Genomic DNA, 18,836 nt, shown 5'->3' on the forward strand with positions numbered 1-18,836 from the left:
TTTTTTTTTGCTTTATACAGGATACCTAAATTGAATTGTGAGTCCAGCTCAGTTTATTCCAAATCGATCAGTCGGACATTGGTGACGCCTTTTTTCTCCTTTAAGCTGCGCAGGACTTCGTCAATGGAACAATCCAGATCCGAGATATCCAGGGAGAGGCTGACGGAGGCATGATCGTGGATAGGGATCGACTGGTTGATTGTCAGAACGCTGGTATGCTGAGCAGCCAGCTCGTTGAGAACCTCGCTTAAAACTCCCTGCTGATGCGTCAGAATCATGCTCAGAACCGCTTTGCGGCCGCGCGCATTTTCCGAGAAGGAAAAGATGGAGTCTTTGTATTTATAATAGGTGCTGCGGCTGATGCCGACTCGCTGGACGGCTTCACTGACGCCTTTGACTTTGTGCTGCTCAACCAGATCGCGGGCAGCAACGACTTTTTCATAGAAGTCCGGCAAAATTTTTGTATTGACGATCAAATATTGTTCACTCATAAAAGTCCTCCTTCATTTCAATGCGGGTACCCTCCTGCTGGACTCGGCATGCCAGCAGCTGCCAATGATGGCTGAACGTTTTCAGCTTTAGGGATAATGCGGCTTCCGGAAGCGTGTTGAGAAATATCGCTAAGAGCGTCGGTCCGGACCCGCTGATCATGACGGCAGCGGCCCCCTGATCCCGACACAGCTGCCGGACTTCATCATATTCAGGAATTAATGGAATACGGTAGGGTTCATGCAGCGGTTCATTCATGGCAGCTTCCAATAAGGCGCTGTCCGCAGTTTCCAAGCCCTTTAACAAAAAGGCCAGTTTGCCCAAAGCTCCGGCAGCCTGAGCGTGCGGAATGGCAGCTGGCAGCGCTTGCCGGGCACGCTGGGTTTCCAATTCATAGTCCGGAACCAACGCTGCCCAATGCAGCCGGTCGCTGACGGTGAAATCGGCGGTCAATAGGCAGTCCTGATCGACAATGGCAGCCTTGAGTCCACCCAGCAGTGCGGGGGTGACATTGTCCGGATGACCTTCCAATTCACAGGCCAGACGCAATAGATCCAAGGCCGACACCGGTTCATTCAGCAGGGCATTGGCTCCGCACAGACCGGCGATAATGCAGGCGGAAGAAGAACCTAAACCGCGGCTGGGCGGGATCGGTGAGTCAATCGTAATCCGCACCGGCAGGGGTTCTTCATTCAGTTTTTGGAACAGCCGGCAATAGGCGCGCTGAACCAAGTTGTCGGCATTGCAGAAGCGTTCAGGACAGCCGGTAATCGCAAACTGATCCGCCAAAGTAAAGGTGAAACTAGCTTCCAAATCCAATGCCAGGCCCAGTGTATCAAATCCCGGCCCAAGATTGGCCGTGGTGGCCGGAACGATGACTTTAATCATGCTTCATAACCTGCACTTTCTGCCGGACATAATCGACAATCGCGTCTTTTTCAATTTTGTCGGTATGCCGGATGGATTTTTCACGCAGGCCCTGCAAAGCGGTTGGAATTGGAAGGCCAGTGCGGGCGGAGAGCTGTTCCATGGCCGACCATTCATCTAAATCACAATGTCCAAACAGCGCTTCGTGGACATCCCTGCTGAATTTATAGCACGAAGCGGTTGCCAGAATGACGCAGGGATCCTGAACCTTGCCTTTTTGCCGTAGCTGCCGCAAAACATGCACGCCGACGGCGGTGTGGGGATCAAGAATCTGAGCGGTCTGGGCGTACACCTGGCGGATCGTTTCCGCTGCCTGATCATCCAGGCAGTCGCCGCAGGCGAATTGACGCTGCAGCTTCGCTAACAGGCTTGGTTCAATCTGATACCAGCCGTTTTGTTTCAGCTGTTCCATATACAGACTGACTGAGCCGTCGTCCGGGGCTGATTCATGCGCCAGTAAGCGTTCCAGATTGCTGGAGATCAGAATGTCCATGGACGGCGATGTCGTTTTGACGAGTTTTCGCCGGCAGTCATAGCGGCCGGTCGTAAAAAATTCAGTCAGGACATTGTTGGCATTGCTGGCGACGATCAGCTTGCCGACAGGCAGGCCCATCTGTTTGGCATAATAGCCGGCCAGAATATCCCCGAAATTACCGGTCGGTACACTGAAATTCAAGCATTGGCCTGTCTTAAGCACGCCTTGTCTGCGCAGTTTTCGGTAGGCCCAGAAATAATAAACAATCTGCGGAACTAATCGTCCAATATTGATGGAATTAGCGCTGGAAAGCCGGATATGATGAGCTTGCAGCTCAGCGCTGAGCTGCGGATCAGCGAAGCAGCGCTTCACAGCACTTTGGGCGTCGTCAAAATCCCCGCGGACAGCACAGACGCCGACATTTTTGCCTTCACTGGTCAGCATCTGCCGCTGCTGAATTTCACTGACCCGCTGATCAGGGTAAAAGACAAGCAGTTCGCAGCCGCTGCGGTCTTTAAAACCTTCCAGCGCCGCTTTTCCGGTATCCCCGGAAGTCGCTGTTAAAATCAATGTTTGCGCCGGATTTTCCTGACGAGCTGCGGCTTCGTTTAAAAATAACGGCAGCAGCGACAACGCGATATCCTTAAAGGCCGCTGTCGGACCATGATACAGTTCCAGCAGATAATCCGAACCCAGCGGTTTTAAGGCAACGACGTCTTCAGCTTCGAAGCGGCCATCATAGGCCTGATGCAGAAAAGATGTGAGGGTCTGCGGATCCAGTTCATCAGTAAAACAGGATAAGACAGCGTGGGCAATCTGCAAGTAACTGTCCGGCAGAGTTTCAACATTGAGTTGTTTGTTTTGCCAGTCTTTGGGAATATACAGCCCGCCGTCTTCGGCAATGCCGTTTTGGACAGCGGTCCAGAAATCCGTTTGAATTTGTGAACTGCGCGTACTGCGCAATGATTTTTTCATATTACCACCTCTTGAATTTTTTAACAGTTCTATGATACAATGTCTTTCAATGAAAAACAAGTGTATTTATTTTAAATACATACAAGGGGGAATTCATTTGAAAATCGCAATGCTCGGCTGGGGGACTGTTGCCCGCAGCCTGATGGATCAACTCAAACAGCATCCGGATGCCGTGATCCAGACCGCTGCCATTCTGATTCGTAAGCCGCATCCGCGGACCTGTCCGGAAATGACGTATGATTATGCTGCGATCCTGGATAATCCGGAAATTGACGTCATAGTGGAAATGATTCCGGGAGCTGAGGCGGCATGGAACTATTGCAGTCAGGCCATGCAGGCCGGAAAATCTGTAGTGACCTCCAACAAGGCGATGGTCTCAGCTTATTTTTCGCAGTTGTTAGCTTTGGCTGAAAAGTACAAAGTTCAGTTTCGTTATGATGCCTGTGTTGCCGGAGGCATCCCCTGGCTGCGCACGCTTACAGCTTTGAAGCAAACTGATCCGTTGCTTTCGATCGAAGGCATCTTTAACGGGACAACCAATTATATTCTTGACCACATGGAGCGGGATCGGCTGTCGCTGGCGGAGGGGATTGCCCAGGCGCAGCAGCTCGGGTATGCAGAAGCGGATCCGAGCGCAGATTTGGAAGGAGAAGATCTGGCGCGCAAGCTGATGATCAGTGCCGGCTGTGCCTTCGGCGTGCTGCTGCATCGGGACCAGTTTGCGGTGCAGGGGCTGCAGGGATTGTGCGCGCAGGATATTGAGGCCTTTCTGGCTAAAGATAAACGCTGCCGGCTGATCTCTGCGTTAAAGCAAGGATCCTCAGGCATGCAGGCAGGGATTGAGCCGGTGTTGCTGCCTTTCAACGCCCCGTTGGCACAGATTCGCGATAATCTGAATGCCGGGGTTCTGCGCACTGCCAATCTGGGTGAATTAACCTTGATCGGACAGGGGGCAGGAGGTCCGCCGACCGCTCATGCCGTGCTGACCGACCTGTTGGAGATTCTGAATGATCATCCGGTTTCACCGCTGACGCTGCAGGAAACCAATCTTTGCGAAAATCCGGAGGCTGTTCGATATTATATCGGAACCCAAGCCGAAACCGCCGGCTTGTTTGCCGAGCTGATCCAGGAAATCCGCCGCAGCGGAGGGCGGACGCAGCTGTGGACGGTTCCGACAGCGAACAATAGGCTGAAAGCGCTGATCGCGCAGGCCCGCGCCCAGGATCCGCAGCTGTTTGCTGCCCGGATCGAGGAGGAAGCAAGATGATCGTTGCAAAATTTGGAGGTTCTTCCCTGGCTGATGCCCAGCAGTTTAAAAAGGTCAAAGCCATTGTGGAAACGGATCCGGAACGTCAGATTGTTGTCTGCAGTGCGGCGGGGCGGCGATGGAAAAAGGATAATAAAATCACGGATTTACTTTATTTGTGTCATGCCCATCTGCAGTATTCGGTTTCCTGTGATCCGCTCTTTGAATTAATTCGCCAGCGTTTTTATGAAATCCGCGATGAATTGCAAGTAATCGTGGATCTGGAGCAGCCTTTAGCTGAGCTCAGGGAGAAGATGCGTCAGGGAATCAGTCAGGATGAGCTGGTATCGCGCGGGGAATGGCTGACGTCCAAGTTGATGGCTGCCTATTTGGGCTGGCCGTTTGTCGATGCGGCCGAGGTGATCCGGTTTGGCTATGACGGCAAGATTGATCACAACCTCACCCGTCAGCTGATCCTGGCGCAGATCCAGCAAACGGAAAAGTTTGTCATTCCCGGCTTTTATGGGGCTTTGCCCAATGGCAAAATCAAGGTCATGGCCCGCGGCGGTTCGGATATCACCGGCAGTCTTTTAGCCTCAGCGCTGTCTGCTCGGCTGTATGAAAACTGGACGGATGTCAGCGGAATTCTGATGGCGGATCCGCGGATTATCGAACATCCGGTTCAGATTGAGCGAATTACCTACAGTGAACTTCGCGAATTATCCTATATGGGAGCCAATGTGTTGCATGAGGATGCGATCTATCCGGTGAAGGACGCGAACATTCCAATTGTGATCCGAAATACGAATCAGCCGGAGAATCCCGGCACGCAGATTGTCGATCATGTCGATCCACAACAGGAGGATCGTTCCCGCTTCGTCACCGGCATTGCCGGGAAAAAAGACTTCACCGTCATCACGATGTACCGTCACAATGCGTCCAATGAAGTCGGCTTGCTGAAGCGGGCGCTGGAAGTGCTGGAGAAGTATCGGATCAGCGTCGAGCATGTTCCTTCGGGGATTGATAATTTCTCCATCGTTGTTTCCAGTGCGGCAGTGGCTGACAGCTTGTATGAAATCGTGGCCCAGCTGAAGCAGGGATGCGAATGCGACGATATCAAGGTTGTAAGCAATCTCAGCCTGATTGCGGTTGTGGGACGCAACATGGCGCTGCAGTGCGGAATTTCCGGTCAGCTGTTTCAAACGCTGGGCGCTCATCAGATCAACATTCGGATGATTGCGCAGGGTTCGGATGAAATCAACATCATCGTCGGGGTGGAAAATGAAGACTTTGACCGGGCGATTCAGGTTCTGTATGCGGCGTTTGCGCCGAAAAAAGGGAGGAAGCAGGAATGAAAGCCTGTCGAATAGCGATCTTAGGCGCGACCGGAGCGGTTGGCCGCACAATGCTTCAAGTCTTGGAAGAACAAACGGATTGGGAAATCGGCGAAGTCCGGCTGCTGGCCAGTCCGCGCAGCGCCGGTCAGACGTTGTTGTTTAAAGGGCAGCCGCTGACCCTTGAAGCGGTAACGGAAACAAGCTTTGAGGGGATGGATGTTGTGCTGGGCGCGGTTGAAAACGAACTGGCAAAACGCTGGGCGCCTTGGATTGTGAAAGCCGGCGCGGTGTTTGTTGACAACAGCAGCGCTTTCCGGCTGGACCCCGGCGTACCGTTAGTGATTCCGCAGATCAATGCTGAGGATATATTCAAGCATCAGGGAATCATCGCCAATCCCAACTGCGCGACGATTATCGCGCTGATGGCGGTGGCGCCCATTTACCGGCTGTCCCGGATCACACGGATGATCGTGTCGACCTACCAAGCTGTTTCCGGAGCCGGAGCGGCAGGGCTGGCTGAACTAAAGCGGCAGATCATGGAACTGGAAGCCGGAAAAGCCGCAACCATCGAAACGTTTCCAGCGCAGATCGCGTATAATCTCATCCCGCAGATCGGCGGATTTAACGAAGCGGGTTACAGCTCAGAGGAAATGAAGCTGAATGATGAAGGACAGAAAATCCTTCATGATCCAGAATTGCGCGTCAGCTGTACCTGCGTGCGGGTTCCGGTGCTGCGGTGTCATTCCGAATCGATTTACCTGGAAACTGAAGCCTTCCTCAGTCTTGATGAAGTACGTCAGGCCCTGGAAGAAGCCGAAGGGGTTTTGCTTAACGAACAGCCTTATCCTACTCCGCTGGACTGCACGGATCAGGATTTAGTCGAAGTCGGCCGGCTGCGCAGGGATTTGACCTGTGAAAAGGGAATCGCCTTGTGGTGCTGCGGCGATCAGCTGCGCAAGGGTGCCGCGACCAACGCGGTCGAAATTGTCCGTGAATGGTGGAAATCCGTTCAGTCTTCCAACTGACTGTCTGGTCAATGCGGTTGGAAATTCAGATCCTCCAAAAGACAAAGATAACCGTAATTCTAATAAAAAAAGTCCTGGGGTAAGCACCCAGGGCTTTTTACGAACAGACGGACAGATCGGGAGGACTGCTTATGGATTCAGTCAGATCCATCCTCTGTTTCGGAATAAGTTTATTGATTGGAAGTCCGGTCCAAACAATCCCAATCCAGTCCGGCCAGCTTCAGAACATCGCTGACCTGATGCAGCGTCCAGGTCGGCTGCGTGGAGGGACGATCGCTTCGGCCCCAAACAGCCAGAGCACTGTCACAGCCGGCGTGATGGGCACATTGCAGATCGTAATCCGCATCTCCGATATAAATCGTTTCTGCGGCTTCAGCCCCGCTGCGTTTCAGATACATCCGCATCGGCTCGCCATCCGGTTTATGCTTCTGCGTATCATCGGCGGTGATGATGACATCAAAATACGGCTGCAGGCCTAACGCCTGAAAATCCTGGGCCAGCTCAATTTGGGTTTTGGAAGTGATGACGCCGCAGGCAACGCGATGCTTCCGCAGCGTTTGAAGCAGCGGCACAATCCCGTCAAAAATCGTCACTTCCTGCAGATATTCGATATACTTCGCATCCCATTGCCGCAGTACTTGTTCAGGATGATCCAGATCGAAACGCACTAACGCATCCTTTCCGGGAATGCCCAGGGCAAACCGAAGCTGCTCAACTGATTGAGCAATTCCATGCTGCTGCAAGGCCCATTGCAGGGAATGCAGCACCGCCATTTCCGTATTCAGCAGCGTGCCGTCAATATCAAAGACCAGATGGGTGTAGGTTTTCATAACGAGCTCTCCATGGTGTTCATCAGCTGCATGGCTCTGCGGCTCAGGCCGATCTCATAATCTGCCCGGAAATCATCGGAAAGCAGTAAGACCGGCGGCTGGACACCGGTAAAACAGGTGTTTAACTGGGTCTGAATTTCATCGAAATGCTGGATAAAAAACGGATGCGTATACAGCTGAATGAAATCCGGATCGGTAATAATCGCATAGGTCAGAATGCAGTGCAGGATCGCCTTCGGCAAAGTTTCCGGCCAGGCGTTCATATTCAAGCCTTCCTTGCGGATCCAGGGCAGCAGTTCAATTTCACCGGCAACCTGATGCGCGCCCTTAAGCGTTTTTCCGCCGATAACAAAGCTTGACCCGAAACCGCAGCTGCCCAAATAGAAGCTGATCAGCGTCGTCTGATCGTTCATCCGGCAGCGCTGCCAGCAGCCTTCCGCTGAAATCCACATATCGTTGCCCAAAGAACCCTTTAAGCCGCTGACACACTCCAGCTCTTTTAACAGGTTGATACCCTTCAGCTGCGGATATTCAAAGCTCTGCTGGACGGTTTCACCATTGGTGTTGGCGGCGATGCCTAAACAGAAGCCGCACAGCGAAGGTTCCTGACGGCGGGCCTGCAGAAGCAGACCGGCCAGGGTATCAAACAGATCTGAATCCGATTCGATTTCAATTCTTCCCTGGTTTTTTGTCATACCCAGACTGTCCAGAACAAACCAATCCAACCGCGGTCCTTCCAGTATCAGGGCGATCGCATTGCGAAAATCGGGATTGTATTGATAAATCCGGCTGCAGCGGCCTCCGGAGGAATTCCGCATGCCGACAATCTGCAGCTGATGTGAATTGACCATCTCGTCAATGATTTTGCCAACCGTCGGAAAACTTAAGCCGGTTTTTTCGGCCAGTTCAGTTTTACTGAAAGGCTCGCCCTCCAGAAAAGCATTGCGAATTTTCTGCAGATTGAGCTGTTTAAGCGTTGCGGCATCAGCCATAAGAACGCCTCCTTTAAATTTAAAACACTTTTTAAAACTGATTTAATAATAAAACGAACATTATGTTTTGTCAAGGGCTGCCGTCAATTCATATCCGGCTTCTGTTCGCATCTCCTGTTTAAAGCGCCGTTTATATGCCCGCAGCCTGAAACAATCCGGTTGGCCAGCAGACTGTCTTTATTTTTAACTTCTCTTTTGCCAAGGGTCTGTTACAATAAAGATAAGAGGTGAGCTGAAAATGTTGGAAGAACATGAATTATATCTGCGCCAGATCCGCCTTCATGAAGACGCGGAGGAAAAACGTGCAGGATATCCCTTCACTATTCCGCTTTTCAAACACTTTCAGGCCCTGACGCTTCATCGGCCTGTAACGTTTATCACTGGGGATAACGGCACGGGAAAGTCAACGTTGATCGAGGCGATTGCAGTCGGCATGGGCTTCAATCCCGAAGGGGGAACGCGCAACTTTCAATTTGCCACCCGGGAAACACATTCCTCTCTGTATGAAGCGCTGACGCTGGTCAAAAGCGTCCGGCATTGCCGGGATGGTTTTTTCTTCCGGGCGGAAAGCTTTTACAATGTGGCCTCTGAAATTGAGAACATCGCCGCTGAGGACAGCCGCATGCTCAACAGCTACGGCGGGGTTTCATTGCATAAAATGTCCCATGGCGAAAGCTATCTGACCTTGCTGCGCAGCCGGCTGTTCGGACGCGGCTTTTATATTTTCGACGAACCGGAATCGGCGCTCTCGCCGACAGGTCAATTTGCAATGCTGGCGATTATGAATGATCTGATTCAGGAAGATTCTCAGCTGGTCATCGCCACGCATTCGCCGATCCTGCTGGCCTGTCCGCATGCCGAGATCCTGGAAATTCAGGATGACGAGTTGGCAGCGGTGAGTTATGATCAGTCGCAGACTGTTAATTTATATCGTCGGTTTCTGAATAACCCCAACATGATCCGGCAGATTCTGGAATAAACTGGAAAGGTGCATTTCAGCATCCAGTTTACGATGATCCAATGCAGCAGAGGATAATAAAAACCGGACTTGAAGTCCGGATGGAGTCAGCGAGAGATCGAAGAAGGAAGCGCAGTCGGTTCAAGAGCCTGAGCGCAGGTCTGAAAATAACCGATCAGCGTTTTTTCCGCTTCGGTCAGCTTATGATTTTTTAACCATGAAACGCCGTAACTCCAAACCTGATCGGCAAAGGGAACGCTGGTAAAAACTTCCGAGGCCGGCAGCCGGGTTTCATGTTCTACGGTCAGCGCAATCCCGTGATTATCGCAGACAAACTGTCTGAGCAGCTCCATTTCGGAAGTCGTCAGCACGACATTGGGACGAAATCCCAAGCGGCGGCAGCCCTGAATCAAAAATTTATAAGATTTGAATTCCTTGCCCACCATCATGAGTCTTTGATCCCGCAGATCGTGGAATGTGATCCGGGCTTTAGTCGATAAGGGATTTTGGCGGTTAATCCAGAAATGAAACGGTTCTCTGAACAGGGGCTGGGTATGAAAATGAGCCTGATCAAAAGGCGCTACGGTGACGGCGAGATCCAGCTGTTTTTCAAGCAGCTTCTGTTCACAGCGCAGATCCGGCAAGTCCTCATGAAGAATCTCGATGTGCGGATGGTGCTGCCGGAATTCCACAAGGGTATTAATGCCCAGGGAACCGATTGTACCATAGGAAAAGCCGATCCGCAGCTGATTGGTTTTTGGTCGGGTGAGATCTTCCAGTTTTTCCAACGTATCGTTATACTCTTCCAGCGTCCGCACGGCAAATTCATATAAACATTCACCCGCCGGCGTCAGCTGACGGCCACTGTCCGTTTTGACAAACAGCGGTGTTTTTAATTCCTGTTCCAAGAGCCGGATGGCTTTGTGCAGACCCTGCGGTGAAATATAGGCAGCCTTAGCCGCTTTAGCGAAAGAAGCCTGCCGGCACACTTCAACAAAATAGCTCAAAGTCCGAAAGTCCATAATTTAATCCCCCGCTTGATCATTTCCGCCTGTTTTCGTTTGTGCATATTATAGCATATATTGTGAAAATAAAAACACAGTGGAAACTTTTGGTTGAAAAAAGATCAAATAAGAGATGATTGGCGAATCCGAAAAGTCTTGTGATAATGGAATCACAAGAGGAGGAAATGAAGTCATGAATCAAAACCACAAAATAACCAGCGGAATTTCACGCCGGGATTTCCTGAAGGGAGCCGCTGCCAGTGCTGTCGGCTTTGCCGCCGCAGGACTTTTGACCGGATGTGAAAGTCAGACTGCACCGTCCGCTTCGCCTTGTCCTGAGGCCATAGCCCCAACGACGCAGTTTGCCTGGGAAACGGCGCCGGATCCGATCCCGGATGATCAGATTAAAGCGACAGTAGAAAGTGATATCGTTGTTGTCGGCGGGGGATTCAGCGGGTTGTGCTGTGCCCTGTCTGCCCGTGAAGCCGGAGCTGAGGTTGTTCTGATTGAACGGATGCGTCAGGTCATCGGCCGCGGCGGTTCTATTTTCGCGATCAATTCCAAGCTGACCCGGGAAAAGGGGTATGCGCTGAGCGAGGAAGAAATCAGCAAAATTTATAAGCGCATGATGGGCTACCATTCATACCGTATTGACGGCAGCAAGTGGATGCTGCACGCCAAGCGCAGCGGTGAGGCGATGGACTGGCTGATCGATCACATGACCTCAGCGAGCCAGGTCGGAGGACATGATCTGACGCCGGTTATGGAGCACTGGTATTCGGATCCGGAAGATGTCAACGGAGAATTCCCGGGAACGCATGAATTTTTAGGCGGTCCCAACGGCAAAGGACCGGATGATAACCCGCAGCAGGACGTCTGCGACAACATGGCCGCCTACTGCGCTCAGGCCGGCGTGGATATGCGCTATGAAAACGCCGCAAAGCAGCTGGTCAAAGAAAAGGGTCGGGTCATCGGCGTGATCTGCACCAATGCGGACAATGAATACGTGAAGTATATCGCACGCAAAGGCGTTGTCATGGCGACTGGAGATTTTGGTGCGGATGCAGAAATGCTGGAAAAATATATTCCGTGGGCGCTGCAGGCTGGACGGGGTGGAATCTGGGAAGGCTCCGGACATAAAATGAGTTATTGGGCAGGGGCCGCCGTGGATAAGAGTGAAACGCCGACGCCGATGATTTTCTGTTTCCAATGGCGCAGCATCACCCGTCAGGTTCGGGCTTTCCAGGGTCTGATGGTCAACAGCGACGGTGTCCGCTACACCAACGAGGACAACGTAATCTCCCACGGCGGATTATCCTTGATGCATGAAAAGGGACATCATGCCTATGCGATTTGGGATCGTGCCTATGCCTCTGAACCGCAGTGGCAGAACCATCGTTATGTCGACGGGCCGAAGGTTTTTGAAAATGAACAGGAAGTTATCGAGTATTGGGATGAAATCGTTGCCAGCTCCGGCACGATTGAAATGAACGGCTCCGGTTCCATTGACGTGAAAATGGTCAAAGCCGACACGCTGGAGGAACTGGTGGAGAAGCTGGGACTGCCGAAAGAAACCACGCTTGCGACAATCGAACGCTATAACGGATATTGCGAGCAGGGCGTAGACGAAGAATTCTACAAACGGAAGGAACTGCTGCTGCCGATCAAAACCGGACCTTTCTACGGCATCCAATGCACACCATGGTTTTTATCCACGGTAGGAGGAATCCGCTGCAACGATCACATGCAGGTCATGAATGCCGATAATGAAGTGATCGAAGGCTTATACTGCGTCGGCTCGATGGTCGGCGATATGTACTGCAACTGTTATTCCACGCATTTCCCTGGCCATAATCTGGGTGCAACCTGTCTGACCTTTGGCTATCTGACAGGCAAATATCTAGCTGAAGAGGCCTGATTGACAAGCGTTAGACTTTCATCGTTCTATTGAGAATAGAACAAGCAACCCAAGCTCATCCGCAGCGCTGATTTTTAGGCGCTGCTTTTTGTTAAAATTTCCTGTTTCAGCGCCTTGACTTTGCCCTAAGGACAAGGTGTATCCTGAATTCAGAGATCTTGAAAGGAGGAAAAGTGATGTTGACGATCGGCGAATTTTCTAAAATCTGCCGCGTATCACCGAAAACCCTGCGCTATTATGAAGCCATCGATTTGCTTCAGCCCAGACTCGTAAATCCGATGACAGGGTATCGTTTTTACGCTGCCGATCAGCTTGAAACGATGCGGCTGATCAATCATCTCAAGGCATACAGCTTCACGCTGGAAGAAATTAAGCTGCTCGTTGTCACGTTAAGCGGTAAGCCGGAGGATCTAACCGCGGCACTGACCGAGAAAAAACAGGAGCTGCGGCGGCAGGCGGAACAGCTCACGCAGCAGCTGCAGCAGTTAGACAGGGATATCCAAAATCTCCATGACGGCCATTCGCTGTTTGCCAATGACGATGAAATTCCGGTTCAGCTGTCGGAAGTTGCCGACAGCGAGCTTTTATCCTGGCGGCTGATGGTTCAGGAACAAGCCTTTCCCCAAGCCTATAAACAGTGCTTTGGGACATTGCTGGAAAAGCTTCAAGCAGGGTCCTTAACGATGAGCTGGGCACCGATGGTCCTGTTTCACGACGCGCAGTTTTCAGATGAAGGTCTGGATACAGAGTTTGCGGTTCCGATAGCGGAAACAACTCCTGAAACCCGGCTTTTTCAGCCCGGACTTTGCCTAAAGACAGTTGTCAGCGGCATTCAGGCGGATTTTGCGGCAGTGTATGCCCGGCTGATCCATACGGCCCAGGTTCAGGGGTATCACAGCTCAGGTCCGTTGTTTGAGGTTTATTTATCCGATCCCCAAGACCATCCAGAAACCTTGATTACCGAAGTCTATTACCCAGTCACGAAAAACAAAATGAAAAGAGGAGAGAACAATGGATTCCCAGAAAATGAAGGCTTTGAATGAACTTGTCAGAAATGAATATCCCAATATTGCTGGAATGGTAGTCCTGCAAAACGGTCAATGTCAAATCGAGGAATACTATCACAGCTTTACATCCGAGAATCGGTTTCACATCTTTTCCATTACCAAAAGCATTGTTTCTTTGTTGATCTCGATTGCGCTTGACCGCGGTGAAATTCAAAGCGTGGATCAGAAAATCCTCGATTACTTCCCTGAGTATCCGATCCGCAAAGGCCATGAACTGCTTAAGCAGGTGACGCTTCGGCATTGTCTGACGATGTCTGTTCCTTATCGGTTTCGCTTTAATCCCTATACCCGATATTTTACCAGCGATGACTGGGTCAGCTTTTCATTGAATCAGATCGGTGGTTTGGGACAGCTGGGTGAATTCCGCTACGCGCCGATCATCGGTCCGGATATTCTGACAGGAATTTTAACTCGGGCCACGGGTCGGTCGGTACTGGATTATGCGCAGGAGAATTTATTTCAGCCGTTAGGCATCCGAGTTGAAAAGAGTTTGACGTTTGCGACTAAAGAAGAACAGATGGCGTTCAATCAGACGGCGACGCTGAGCGGCTGGGCCATGGGGCCTAAGGGGGTCAATACCGCCGGCTGGGGATTGACGCTGACGCCGCGGGAAATGGCCGCGATTGGTCAATGCTGCTTAAATGACGGTCAGTTTCAAGGGCGGACGCTTATCCCGGCAGCGGAATTGAAAGAAAGTACCCGCAAACAGATCCGATGGGAAAAGATGGGGTTGGACTACGGTTATTTGTGGTGGGTTATCAACGAACACGAACACGCTTTCGCAGCGCTGGGCGACGGCGGCAACGCCTTGTATGTCAATCCGCAGAAAAACTGCGTCGTTGCGATTGCTTCGACCTTTGTACCACGAGTCAAAGACCGGATTGATTTTATTCGCGATCACATCGAACCGCTGCTGAACGAATAAATCTGAAAATCGTCTGCGTTTCAGCATCCGCTGCGGTTTATATTCAGTTGACAACGATGAACGTCCGGTGTACTAATAAGGAAGAGGTGATCCCATGGATTCGATCAAAGCCAATATCGCCCTTCTGACAAACCAGGATCATTCGCTTGCCTATTCGGCGCTGAAGGAACTGTTGAAAATCAGCGAAGTGAGTGCGGATGCATCCCTCTATTTTGAATACTTCCTGCAGCTGCTTGGAAGTGAACAATCGTATATCCGGACCCGCGGGCTGCTTTTGATCGCCGCCAACTTGGGCTGGGTGAGCGAAGAAAAAGCAGTTCAGGCACTGCCCGCCTGTTTAGGTCTGCTTCACGATGTCAAACCGATCACCCGCCGTCAATGCATTCAGGCTCTGCCAAGGATGGCGGCAGTTCAGCCAGGTTTAAAACAGTCTATCCTTGAAGCCTTAAACAAAACCGCGGCGGAGGATGTGCCGGAAACAATGCGCAGGCTGATTGAAAAGGATATCCAGAAGGCGCGGGAACAAATTCAGAATCAAGCCTAAATTCCAACTTAGAAAAGCCGCGCGGCCGGATCTGCAGTCCGGCTTTTTTGTTGCTCTTTCGGCGGAAAGAACGCTGCGGCATCCCTTGGAAAGGCGGCGGATAAAATGATGGAGATCTGGAATTTCTGGATGAATTTCCGGCGTGAACACGCTATAATGAAATTAAAGAAAAACGTCATGGAAATCCTGAATTTCAGCGAGGATCAGTGAGCCTGAACAGGACCAAGACGGACACGGCAAAAGAAAGCGTGAAATTAGGAGGAATTATCCATGCCTGAATGTATTAAAGAGCTTGTTTATCCGATATTAAAAGAAGAATTGATTCCAGCGCTGGGCTGTACGGAGCCGATTGCGATTGCCTACGCCTGCGCGAAGGCGAAGGAAGTGCTGCAAGCCTTTCCGGAAAAAATGACGGTGCGCTGTTCCGGCAACATCGTCAAAAATGTAAAGGGAGTTGTCGTTCCCAACACGGTTAACCTCAAGGGCATCAAAACGGCAGCGTTAATGGGCGTTGTCTGCGGGGACGCATCAAAGGGGCTGCAGGTCATCGCCGGCAGTACGGCGCAGGATGTCGCTCGGGTAAAAGAGCTGCTGCACAGCGATCTGTGCCGGGTGGAGCTGATCGAGGGTGAAGAAAACTTGCAGATCTGGGCAATTTTAGAACAAGCGGACAACTGTGTGCAGCTGCAGATCCAGCGCGAGCACACCAACATTACGAAGATTATAAAAAACGGCGAAGTGCTGCTGGACAAGGACGACTGTTCCAATCAGCCTTCAAGCACGATTGACCGCAGTAAGTTAAGCGTGGAATCGATTGTCCATTATGTTGAGACGGAAGATCTCACAGACATCCTTCCGCTGTTAAAAAAACAGGTGGAATGCAACATGGCGATTGCTGAGGAAGGCTTGAAGAATCCGTTTGGTTCGCAGGTCGGCCGCATCATGATGCAGAACAATCCCAACGATCTGTTTACCAAAGTGATCGCCTATGCCGCCAGCGGCTCTGACGCGCGGATGAGCGGCTGCAATCTGCCGGTCGTCGTCAATTCCGGCAGCGGCAATCAGGGCATGACCTGTTCTGTTCCGGTCGTTGTTTATGCCCGGGAAAAAGGCGTCAGTGAGGAAAGAATGTTTCAGGCGCTGGCCTTAAGCAATCTGATCACCGTCCATCTCAAGACCGGCATCGGGCGTTTATCTGCCTATTGCGGAGCTGTCAGCGCCGCATGCGGGGCTTTCAGTGCGATTACATGGCTGGCCGGGGGCAATCTGCGCCAGATCGAAATGACAATTACCAATTTGGCCGGAACGATCTCCGGGATGATTTGCGACGGCGCCAAGCCCTCGTGTGCCAGCAAGATCGCCTCAGCGCTGAGCTGCGGGGTGATCGCGCATCAGATGGCGCTGAATAACATCGCCTTTGAAGAAGACACCGGAATCATCAAGCATGACATTGAACAGACGATCGACGCGGTCGGCAAACTGAGCCGGGACGGCATGCGGATTACCGATCAGGTCATTTTAAACATGATGATCAGCGACGAATAGGGCTGCCATCATCCATCAAAGCGAATGAGAAAAAGGAAAGGTCAAACGATGTTTCCTTTTTTTAGTAGCCGCAGCGTTATTCCCATGAGAAAACTCTGAAAATCAGCCTCAGGGTTATTTTTTGGAAATGGGGGTGAGTGGAAGGTCGATCAGGAAATGGTTTTACCGCATATTCAAGGCTGGGCTTAATTATGTTTGCCGATTATGACAAGGCAGCCGGCCAGAAAGCAGATGGCCTTGGCTGCCAGCGACCCAAGCGCGGTCCAGCTCTTCTGTTCCATCAGCAATACACCCAGAATCACTAAGACTAGTACCAGTGCCAGCGCCTGCAGAAGCACCTTGCGTTTGGCCTTTTGGGCAAATAGGATTCCGCACACGGCATACAGCAGAACGCCGCATAAAAGACAGCCAATTTGATAAATCGGTGTTCCCATCCAGTTAAAATAGTATAAAACACTGAAGAAGAACGAAACTAATAGGGAACCGCCAAGGAAGACGGCGGCCAGTCTGAGATAGGGGTCAAGCAAGTGTTTCATGATGTCACCTCACTCTCATCTTACGCTGGTTGTGCTGAATTATGTCAACAGGAGGAATTCAAAGTGGAATATGTTGAACTCGTTTCAAAGTGTATTTTTTTCTATCTGATCATCATCATCTCACTGCGGGTGATGGGCAAGCGGGAAGTCGGCGAGCTGAGCGTCTTGGATATCGTCATCTACTTCGTTATGTCGGAAGTGTATGCCTTGTCCATCTCCGAACCGGATCAGAGTATTTGGAAGGCGCTGATTGCCATTCTGACGCTGACAGTGCTGCAGATCATCATTGCCTGGGCCTGTCTGAAAAAGAAAAAATGGCGTGATTTTTTTGAAGGCAAACCGAGCTTAATCATCTATAACGGCATGATCGACCAGATGGAGATGAAGAAGCAGCGTTATACGATTGATGATTTAATGTATCAGCTGCGAGATAAGGACGTTTCCACTCCCGAGGAAGTTCAGTTTGCGATCCTGGAAAACAGCGGTACGCTGACCATCCTGAAAAAAGATGCCAGTAAACTGAAGTGGAAAGATCCGCTGATTTCCGACGGCATTGTGCAGAAACAGGTGCTGGAAGCCATCGGCAAGGATGAAGCCTGGCTGCGCGAACAGCTAGAGACCGAAGGGGTAGCGGATCCTTCAGAGGTCTTCTTATGCCTGTGGCAGAAGAACGGCTTTTTCGTCCTGAAAAAGACAACGCAGAACCCGGCCCAGATGCAGCACGGTCGTCACGAGCATGCCGCTGACTAAGGCAATGCCGACGGCCTGGGTGCCTAAGGGAATCGTCAGGAAGCTGACGCAGGCTAAGCGCGTCAGACAGCCGCAGGTCGTATCGATCATCGCTTTTTGACTGCGGCCTAACGCATGCAGCACGCTGCTGAGGCAGGGCTGAATCGAATACAGGATAAACGGCAGAGTCAGCGAACGCAGAAGCGGAACCATCTGAGTCTGGTGGTAAAGCAGCTGACAAATCGGTTCGGCAAAGCAGAATAACGTCAGTCCGCTCGCGCAGCCGATGAATAAGCAGCATAAGCCGATCTGGAAGAACTGCCGGCGGGCGTGATCCATGCGGTGCCGGCTGGCCTGGTAGGTGAAGGAAGGCAGCAGCCAGTTGCTTAAGGCGATCGTCGCAAAGCTGGGCAGCGTCAAAAGCGGCATGATGTAGCCGTTGAGCTGGCCATAAGTGGTAATAAGCTGCTGCTGAAGCAGAACATCGGCAAACAAGACTAAACACATCGGCTCCAAAAAGCTGGTGAGCGAGCCAATCAGCCGGCTGCCGGTCATCGGCAGCGACAGGCTGAGCAGTTCGTTGACAGTATCCCAATGCAGAGAACCCGTTAAGGTGCTGACATGGTGCAGCACCCTTTTTTTGCGTTTGAGCGCGATGCATAAATGAACGATGCTGCCGATCTCGCCGACCGACATCGAAAAGACGGCAATCGAGGCCATTTTCACCGGATCGGTGGTCGGCACCAGCGTAAAGCAGCCGATCAAAAAGAGAATCCGCGTTATTTCCTCACTGATCTGACAGGCTGTAGGCGGAATGATTTCCTGCCTTCCCATAAAATAACCTTTCAGCAAACCGGAGATACTGACTAAGGGAATGATCGGCACAACAGCCCTCAGAACCGGGATCAGCACCTGCTGCTTTAAGACGACGGCGGCCAACAGCGGGATCACTAACATGAAAAAAACGGTCAGAAGCAGGTTGTTGATCACGGAAAGCAGCACCGAGGCTTTTAAGACCGGCGTGTAATCCTGACGGGACGCGACAATCTTGCTGACGGCGCTGGGCAACCCCATCTGCCCCAGGGTAATGAGGAAAACCGTGGTCGGCATGGTCAGACTGTAATAATTCATCGCTTCGGCGCTGAGTACGCGCGCACAGGCGATCCGAACAAAAAAGGAAAGGATTTTTGCGATCAATGAAAGGGTAAGAAGATGAACGGTTGATCGAATGATTTCTTTTTTCATTACTTTTTCCTCCACTTTTTATAAAGTATGATTTATAATAAATAAGTATGATTAAGAAAGGGGAGAGTT

At 51.3% G+C, this 18,836-nt stretch carries 18 protein-coding genes; 10 read left to right on the forward strand and 8 right to left on the reverse strand.

Annotated features, from left to right (window positions below):
• Positions 1–53 precede the first annotated feature (53 nt).
• The 3 genes from BN162_RS00145 to thrC are packed head-to-tail and all read right to left on the reverse strand — an operon-like array spanning position 54 to position 2,866.
• Positions 54–491, reverse strand: coding sequence for an ACT domain-containing protein (locus tag BN162_RS00145; RefSeq protein WP_020223021.1), 438 nt, complete (start codon positions 489–491; stop codon positions 54–56).
• A complete protein-coding gene (thrB, locus tag BN162_RS00150; protein ID WP_020223022.1) occupies positions 484–1,377 on the reverse strand; it encodes a homoserine kinase in 894 nt (297 codons plus the stop codon). The genes BN162_RS00145 and thrB overlap by 8 nt, the downstream gene beginning before the upstream one ends.
• Positions 1,370–2,866, reverse strand: a complete 1,497-nt coding sequence (gene thrC / locus BN162_RS00155; protein WP_020223023.1) for a threonine synthase — start codon at positions 2,864–2,866, stop codon at positions 1,370–1,372. The genes thrB and thrC overlap by 8 nt, the downstream gene beginning before the upstream one ends.
• A 97-nt stretch (positions 2,867–2,963) precedes the next feature.
• Between thrC and BN162_RS00160 the strand changes: the two genes are divergently transcribed.
• The 3 genes from BN162_RS00160 to BN162_RS00170 are packed head-to-tail and all read left to right on the forward strand — an operon-like array spanning position 2,964 to position 6,474.
• Positions 2,964–4,133 carry a homoserine dehydrogenase gene (locus tag BN162_RS00160; RefSeq protein WP_020223024.1) on the forward strand — a complete coding sequence of 390 codons (1,170 nt, stop codon included), beginning with the start codon at positions 2,964–2,966 and terminating at the stop codon, positions 4,131–4,133.
• Positions 4,130–5,467: an aspartate kinase gene (locus BN162_RS00165; protein WP_020223025.1), complete on the forward strand. Its 1,338-nt coding sequence runs from the start codon at positions 4,130–4,132 to the stop codon at positions 5,465–5,467. The genes BN162_RS00160 and BN162_RS00165 overlap by 4 nt, the downstream gene beginning before the upstream one ends.
• Positions 5,464–6,474, forward strand: coding sequence for an aspartate-semialdehyde dehydrogenase (locus BN162_RS00170; RefSeq protein WP_020223026.1), 1,011 nt, complete (start codon positions 5,464–5,466; stop codon positions 6,472–6,474). Before BN162_RS00165 ends, BN162_RS00170 begins: the two co-directional genes overlap by 4 nt.
• A 170-nt stretch (positions 6,475–6,644) precedes the next feature.
• Here the strand turns inward: BN162_RS00170 and BN162_RS00175 are convergent, their stop codons facing one another.
• A complete protein-coding gene (locus tag BN162_RS00175; protein ID WP_020223027.1) occupies positions 6,645–7,304 on the reverse strand; it encodes an HAD family hydrolase in 660 nt (219 codons plus the stop codon).
• Positions 7,301–8,296, reverse strand: a complete 996-nt coding sequence (locus BN162_RS00180; RefSeq protein ID WP_020223028.1) for a hypothetical protein — start codon at positions 8,294–8,296, stop codon at positions 7,301–7,303. The genes BN162_RS00175 and BN162_RS00180 overlap by 4 nt, the downstream gene beginning before the upstream one ends.
• Before the next feature lie 238 nt (positions 8,297–8,534).
• Between BN162_RS00180 and BN162_RS00185 the strand changes: the two genes are divergently transcribed.
• Entirely contained in the window at positions 8,535–9,275 is a 741-nt protein-coding gene (locus tag BN162_RS00185; protein ID WP_020223029.1) for an AAA family ATPase, read from the forward strand.
• Positions 9,276–9,361: 86 nt separating this feature from the next.
• Here the strand turns inward: BN162_RS00185 and BN162_RS00190 are convergent, their stop codons facing one another.
• A complete protein-coding gene (locus tag BN162_RS00190; protein ID WP_020223030.1) occupies positions 9,362–10,276 on the reverse strand; it encodes a LysR family transcriptional regulator in 915 nt (304 codons plus the stop codon).
• A gap of 175 nt (positions 10,277–10,451) precedes the next feature.
• Here BN162_RS00190 and BN162_RS00195 point away from each other — a divergent pair, with 175 nt between their 5' ends.
• From BN162_RS00195 to BN162_RS00215, 5 genes are all read left to right on the forward strand, one after another.
• Positions 10,452–12,176 carry an FAD-dependent oxidoreductase gene (locus BN162_RS00195; RefSeq protein WP_020223031.1) on the forward strand — a complete coding sequence of 575 codons (1,725 nt, stop codon included), beginning with the start codon at positions 10,452–10,454 and terminating at the stop codon, positions 12,174–12,176.
• Between the two features lie 176 nt (positions 12,177–12,352).
• Positions 12,353–13,219, forward strand: coding sequence for a MerR family transcriptional regulator (locus tag BN162_RS00200; protein ID WP_020223032.1), 867 nt, complete (start codon positions 12,353–12,355; stop codon positions 13,217–13,219).
• Positions 13,188–14,168 carry a serine hydrolase domain-containing protein gene (locus tag BN162_RS00205; RefSeq protein ID WP_020223033.1) on the forward strand — a complete coding sequence of 327 codons (981 nt, stop codon included), beginning with the start codon at positions 13,188–13,190 and terminating at the stop codon, positions 14,166–14,168. The genes BN162_RS00200 and BN162_RS00205 overlap by 32 nt, the downstream gene beginning before the upstream one ends.
• A gap of 94 nt (positions 14,169–14,262) precedes the next feature.
• The gene (locus tag BN162_RS00210) at positions 14,263–14,712 is read left to right on the forward strand and encodes a hypothetical protein (RefSeq protein ID WP_020223034.1); all 450 of its coding nucleotides are present in this window, start codon (positions 14,263–14,265) and stop codon (positions 14,710–14,712) included.
• Positions 14,713–14,982: 270 nt separating this feature from the next.
• Entirely contained in the window at positions 14,983–16,257 is a 1,275-nt protein-coding gene (locus tag BN162_RS00215) for an L-cysteine desulfidase family protein (RefSeq protein WP_020223036.1), read from the forward strand.
• Positions 16,258–16,442: 185 nt separating this feature from the next.
• Here BN162_RS00215 and BN162_RS00220 read toward each other — a convergent pair whose 3' ends face one another.
• Positions 16,443–16,793, reverse strand: coding sequence for a hypothetical protein (locus BN162_RS00220; protein ID WP_020223037.1), 351 nt, complete (start codon positions 16,791–16,793; stop codon positions 16,443–16,445).
• Between the two features lie 63 nt (positions 16,794–16,856).
• Between BN162_RS00220 and BN162_RS18225 the strand changes: the two genes are divergently transcribed.
• Positions 16,857–17,543 carry a DUF421 domain-containing protein gene (locus tag BN162_RS18225; RefSeq protein WP_040451096.1) on the forward strand — a complete coding sequence of 229 codons (687 nt, stop codon included), beginning with the start codon at positions 16,857–16,859 and terminating at the stop codon, positions 17,541–17,543.
• Here BN162_RS18225 and BN162_RS00230 read toward each other — a convergent pair.
• Positions 17,445–18,767 (reverse strand): oligosaccharide flippase family protein, encoded by a 1,323-nt coding sequence (locus BN162_RS00230; RefSeq protein ID WP_020223038.1) that lies wholly within the window; start codon positions 18,765–18,767, stop codon positions 17,445–17,447. The genes BN162_RS18225 and BN162_RS00230 overlap by 99 nt on opposite strands.
• Between the last annotated feature and the right edge of the window lie 69 nt (positions 18,768–18,836).

The organism is Holdemania massiliensis AP2, from assembly GCF_000327285.1.
GTDB lineage: Bacteria > Bacillota_I > Bacilli_A > Erysipelotrichales > Erysipelotrichaceae > Holdemania > Holdemania massiliensis.

Excerpts from the sequence above, each read along its gene's own strand:
- BN162_RS00145 (WP_020223021.1), bottom strand. The coding sequence starts at position 491 with ATGAGTGAACAATATTTGATCGTCAATACAAAAATTTTGCCGGACTTC.
- thrB (WP_020223022.1), bottom strand. The coding sequence starts at position 1,377 with ATGATTAAAGTCATCGTTCCGGCCACCACGGCCAATCTTGGGCCGGGA.
- thrC (WP_020223023.1), bottom strand. The coding sequence starts at position 2,866 with ATGAAAAAATCATTGCGCAGTACGCGCAGTTCACAAATTCAAACGGAT.
- BN162_RS00165 (WP_020223025.1), top strand. The coding sequence starts at position 4,130 with ATGATCGTTGCAAAATTTGGAGGTTCTTCCCTGGCTGATGCCCAGCAG.
- BN162_RS00170 (WP_020223026.1), top strand. The coding sequence starts at position 5,464 with ATGAAAGCCTGTCGAATAGCGATCTTAGGCGCGACCGGAGCGGTTGGC.
- BN162_RS00175 (WP_020223027.1), bottom strand. The coding sequence starts at position 7,304 with ATGAAAACCTACACCCATCTGGTCTTTGATATTGACGGCACGCTGCTG.
- BN162_RS00180 (WP_020223028.1), bottom strand. The coding sequence starts at position 8,296 with ATGGCTGATGCCGCAACGCTTAAACAGCTCAATCTGCAGAAAATTCGC.
- BN162_RS00185 (WP_020223029.1), top strand. The coding sequence starts at position 8,535 with ATGTTGGAAGAACATGAATTATATCTGCGCCAGATCCGCCTTCATGAA.
- BN162_RS00190 (WP_020223030.1), bottom strand. The coding sequence starts at position 10,276 with ATGGACTTTCGGACTTTGAGCTATTTTGTTGAAGTGTGCCGGCAGGCT.
- BN162_RS00195 (WP_020223031.1), top strand. The coding sequence starts at position 10,452 with ATGAATCAAAACCACAAAATAACCAGCGGAATTTCACGCCGGGATTTC.
- BN162_RS00200 (WP_020223032.1), top strand. The coding sequence starts at position 12,353 with ATGTTGACGATCGGCGAATTTTCTAAAATCTGCCGCGTATCACCGAAA.
- BN162_RS00205 (WP_020223033.1), top strand. The coding sequence starts at position 13,188 with ATGGATTCCCAGAAAATGAAGGCTTTGAATGAACTTGTCAGAAATGAA.
- BN162_RS00210 (WP_020223034.1), top strand. The coding sequence starts at position 14,263 with ATGGATTCGATCAAAGCCAATATCGCCCTTCTGACAAACCAGGATCAT.
- BN162_RS00215 (WP_020223036.1), top strand. The coding sequence starts at position 14,983 with ATGCCTGAATGTATTAAAGAGCTTGTTTATCCGATATTAAAAGAAGAA.
- BN162_RS00220 (WP_020223037.1), bottom strand. The coding sequence starts at position 16,793 with ATGAAACACTTGCTTGACCCCTATCTCAGACTGGCCGCCGTCTTCCTT.
- BN162_RS00230 (WP_020223038.1), bottom strand. The coding sequence starts at position 18,767 with ATGAAAAAAGAAATCATTCGATCAACCGTTCATCTTCTTACCCTTTCA.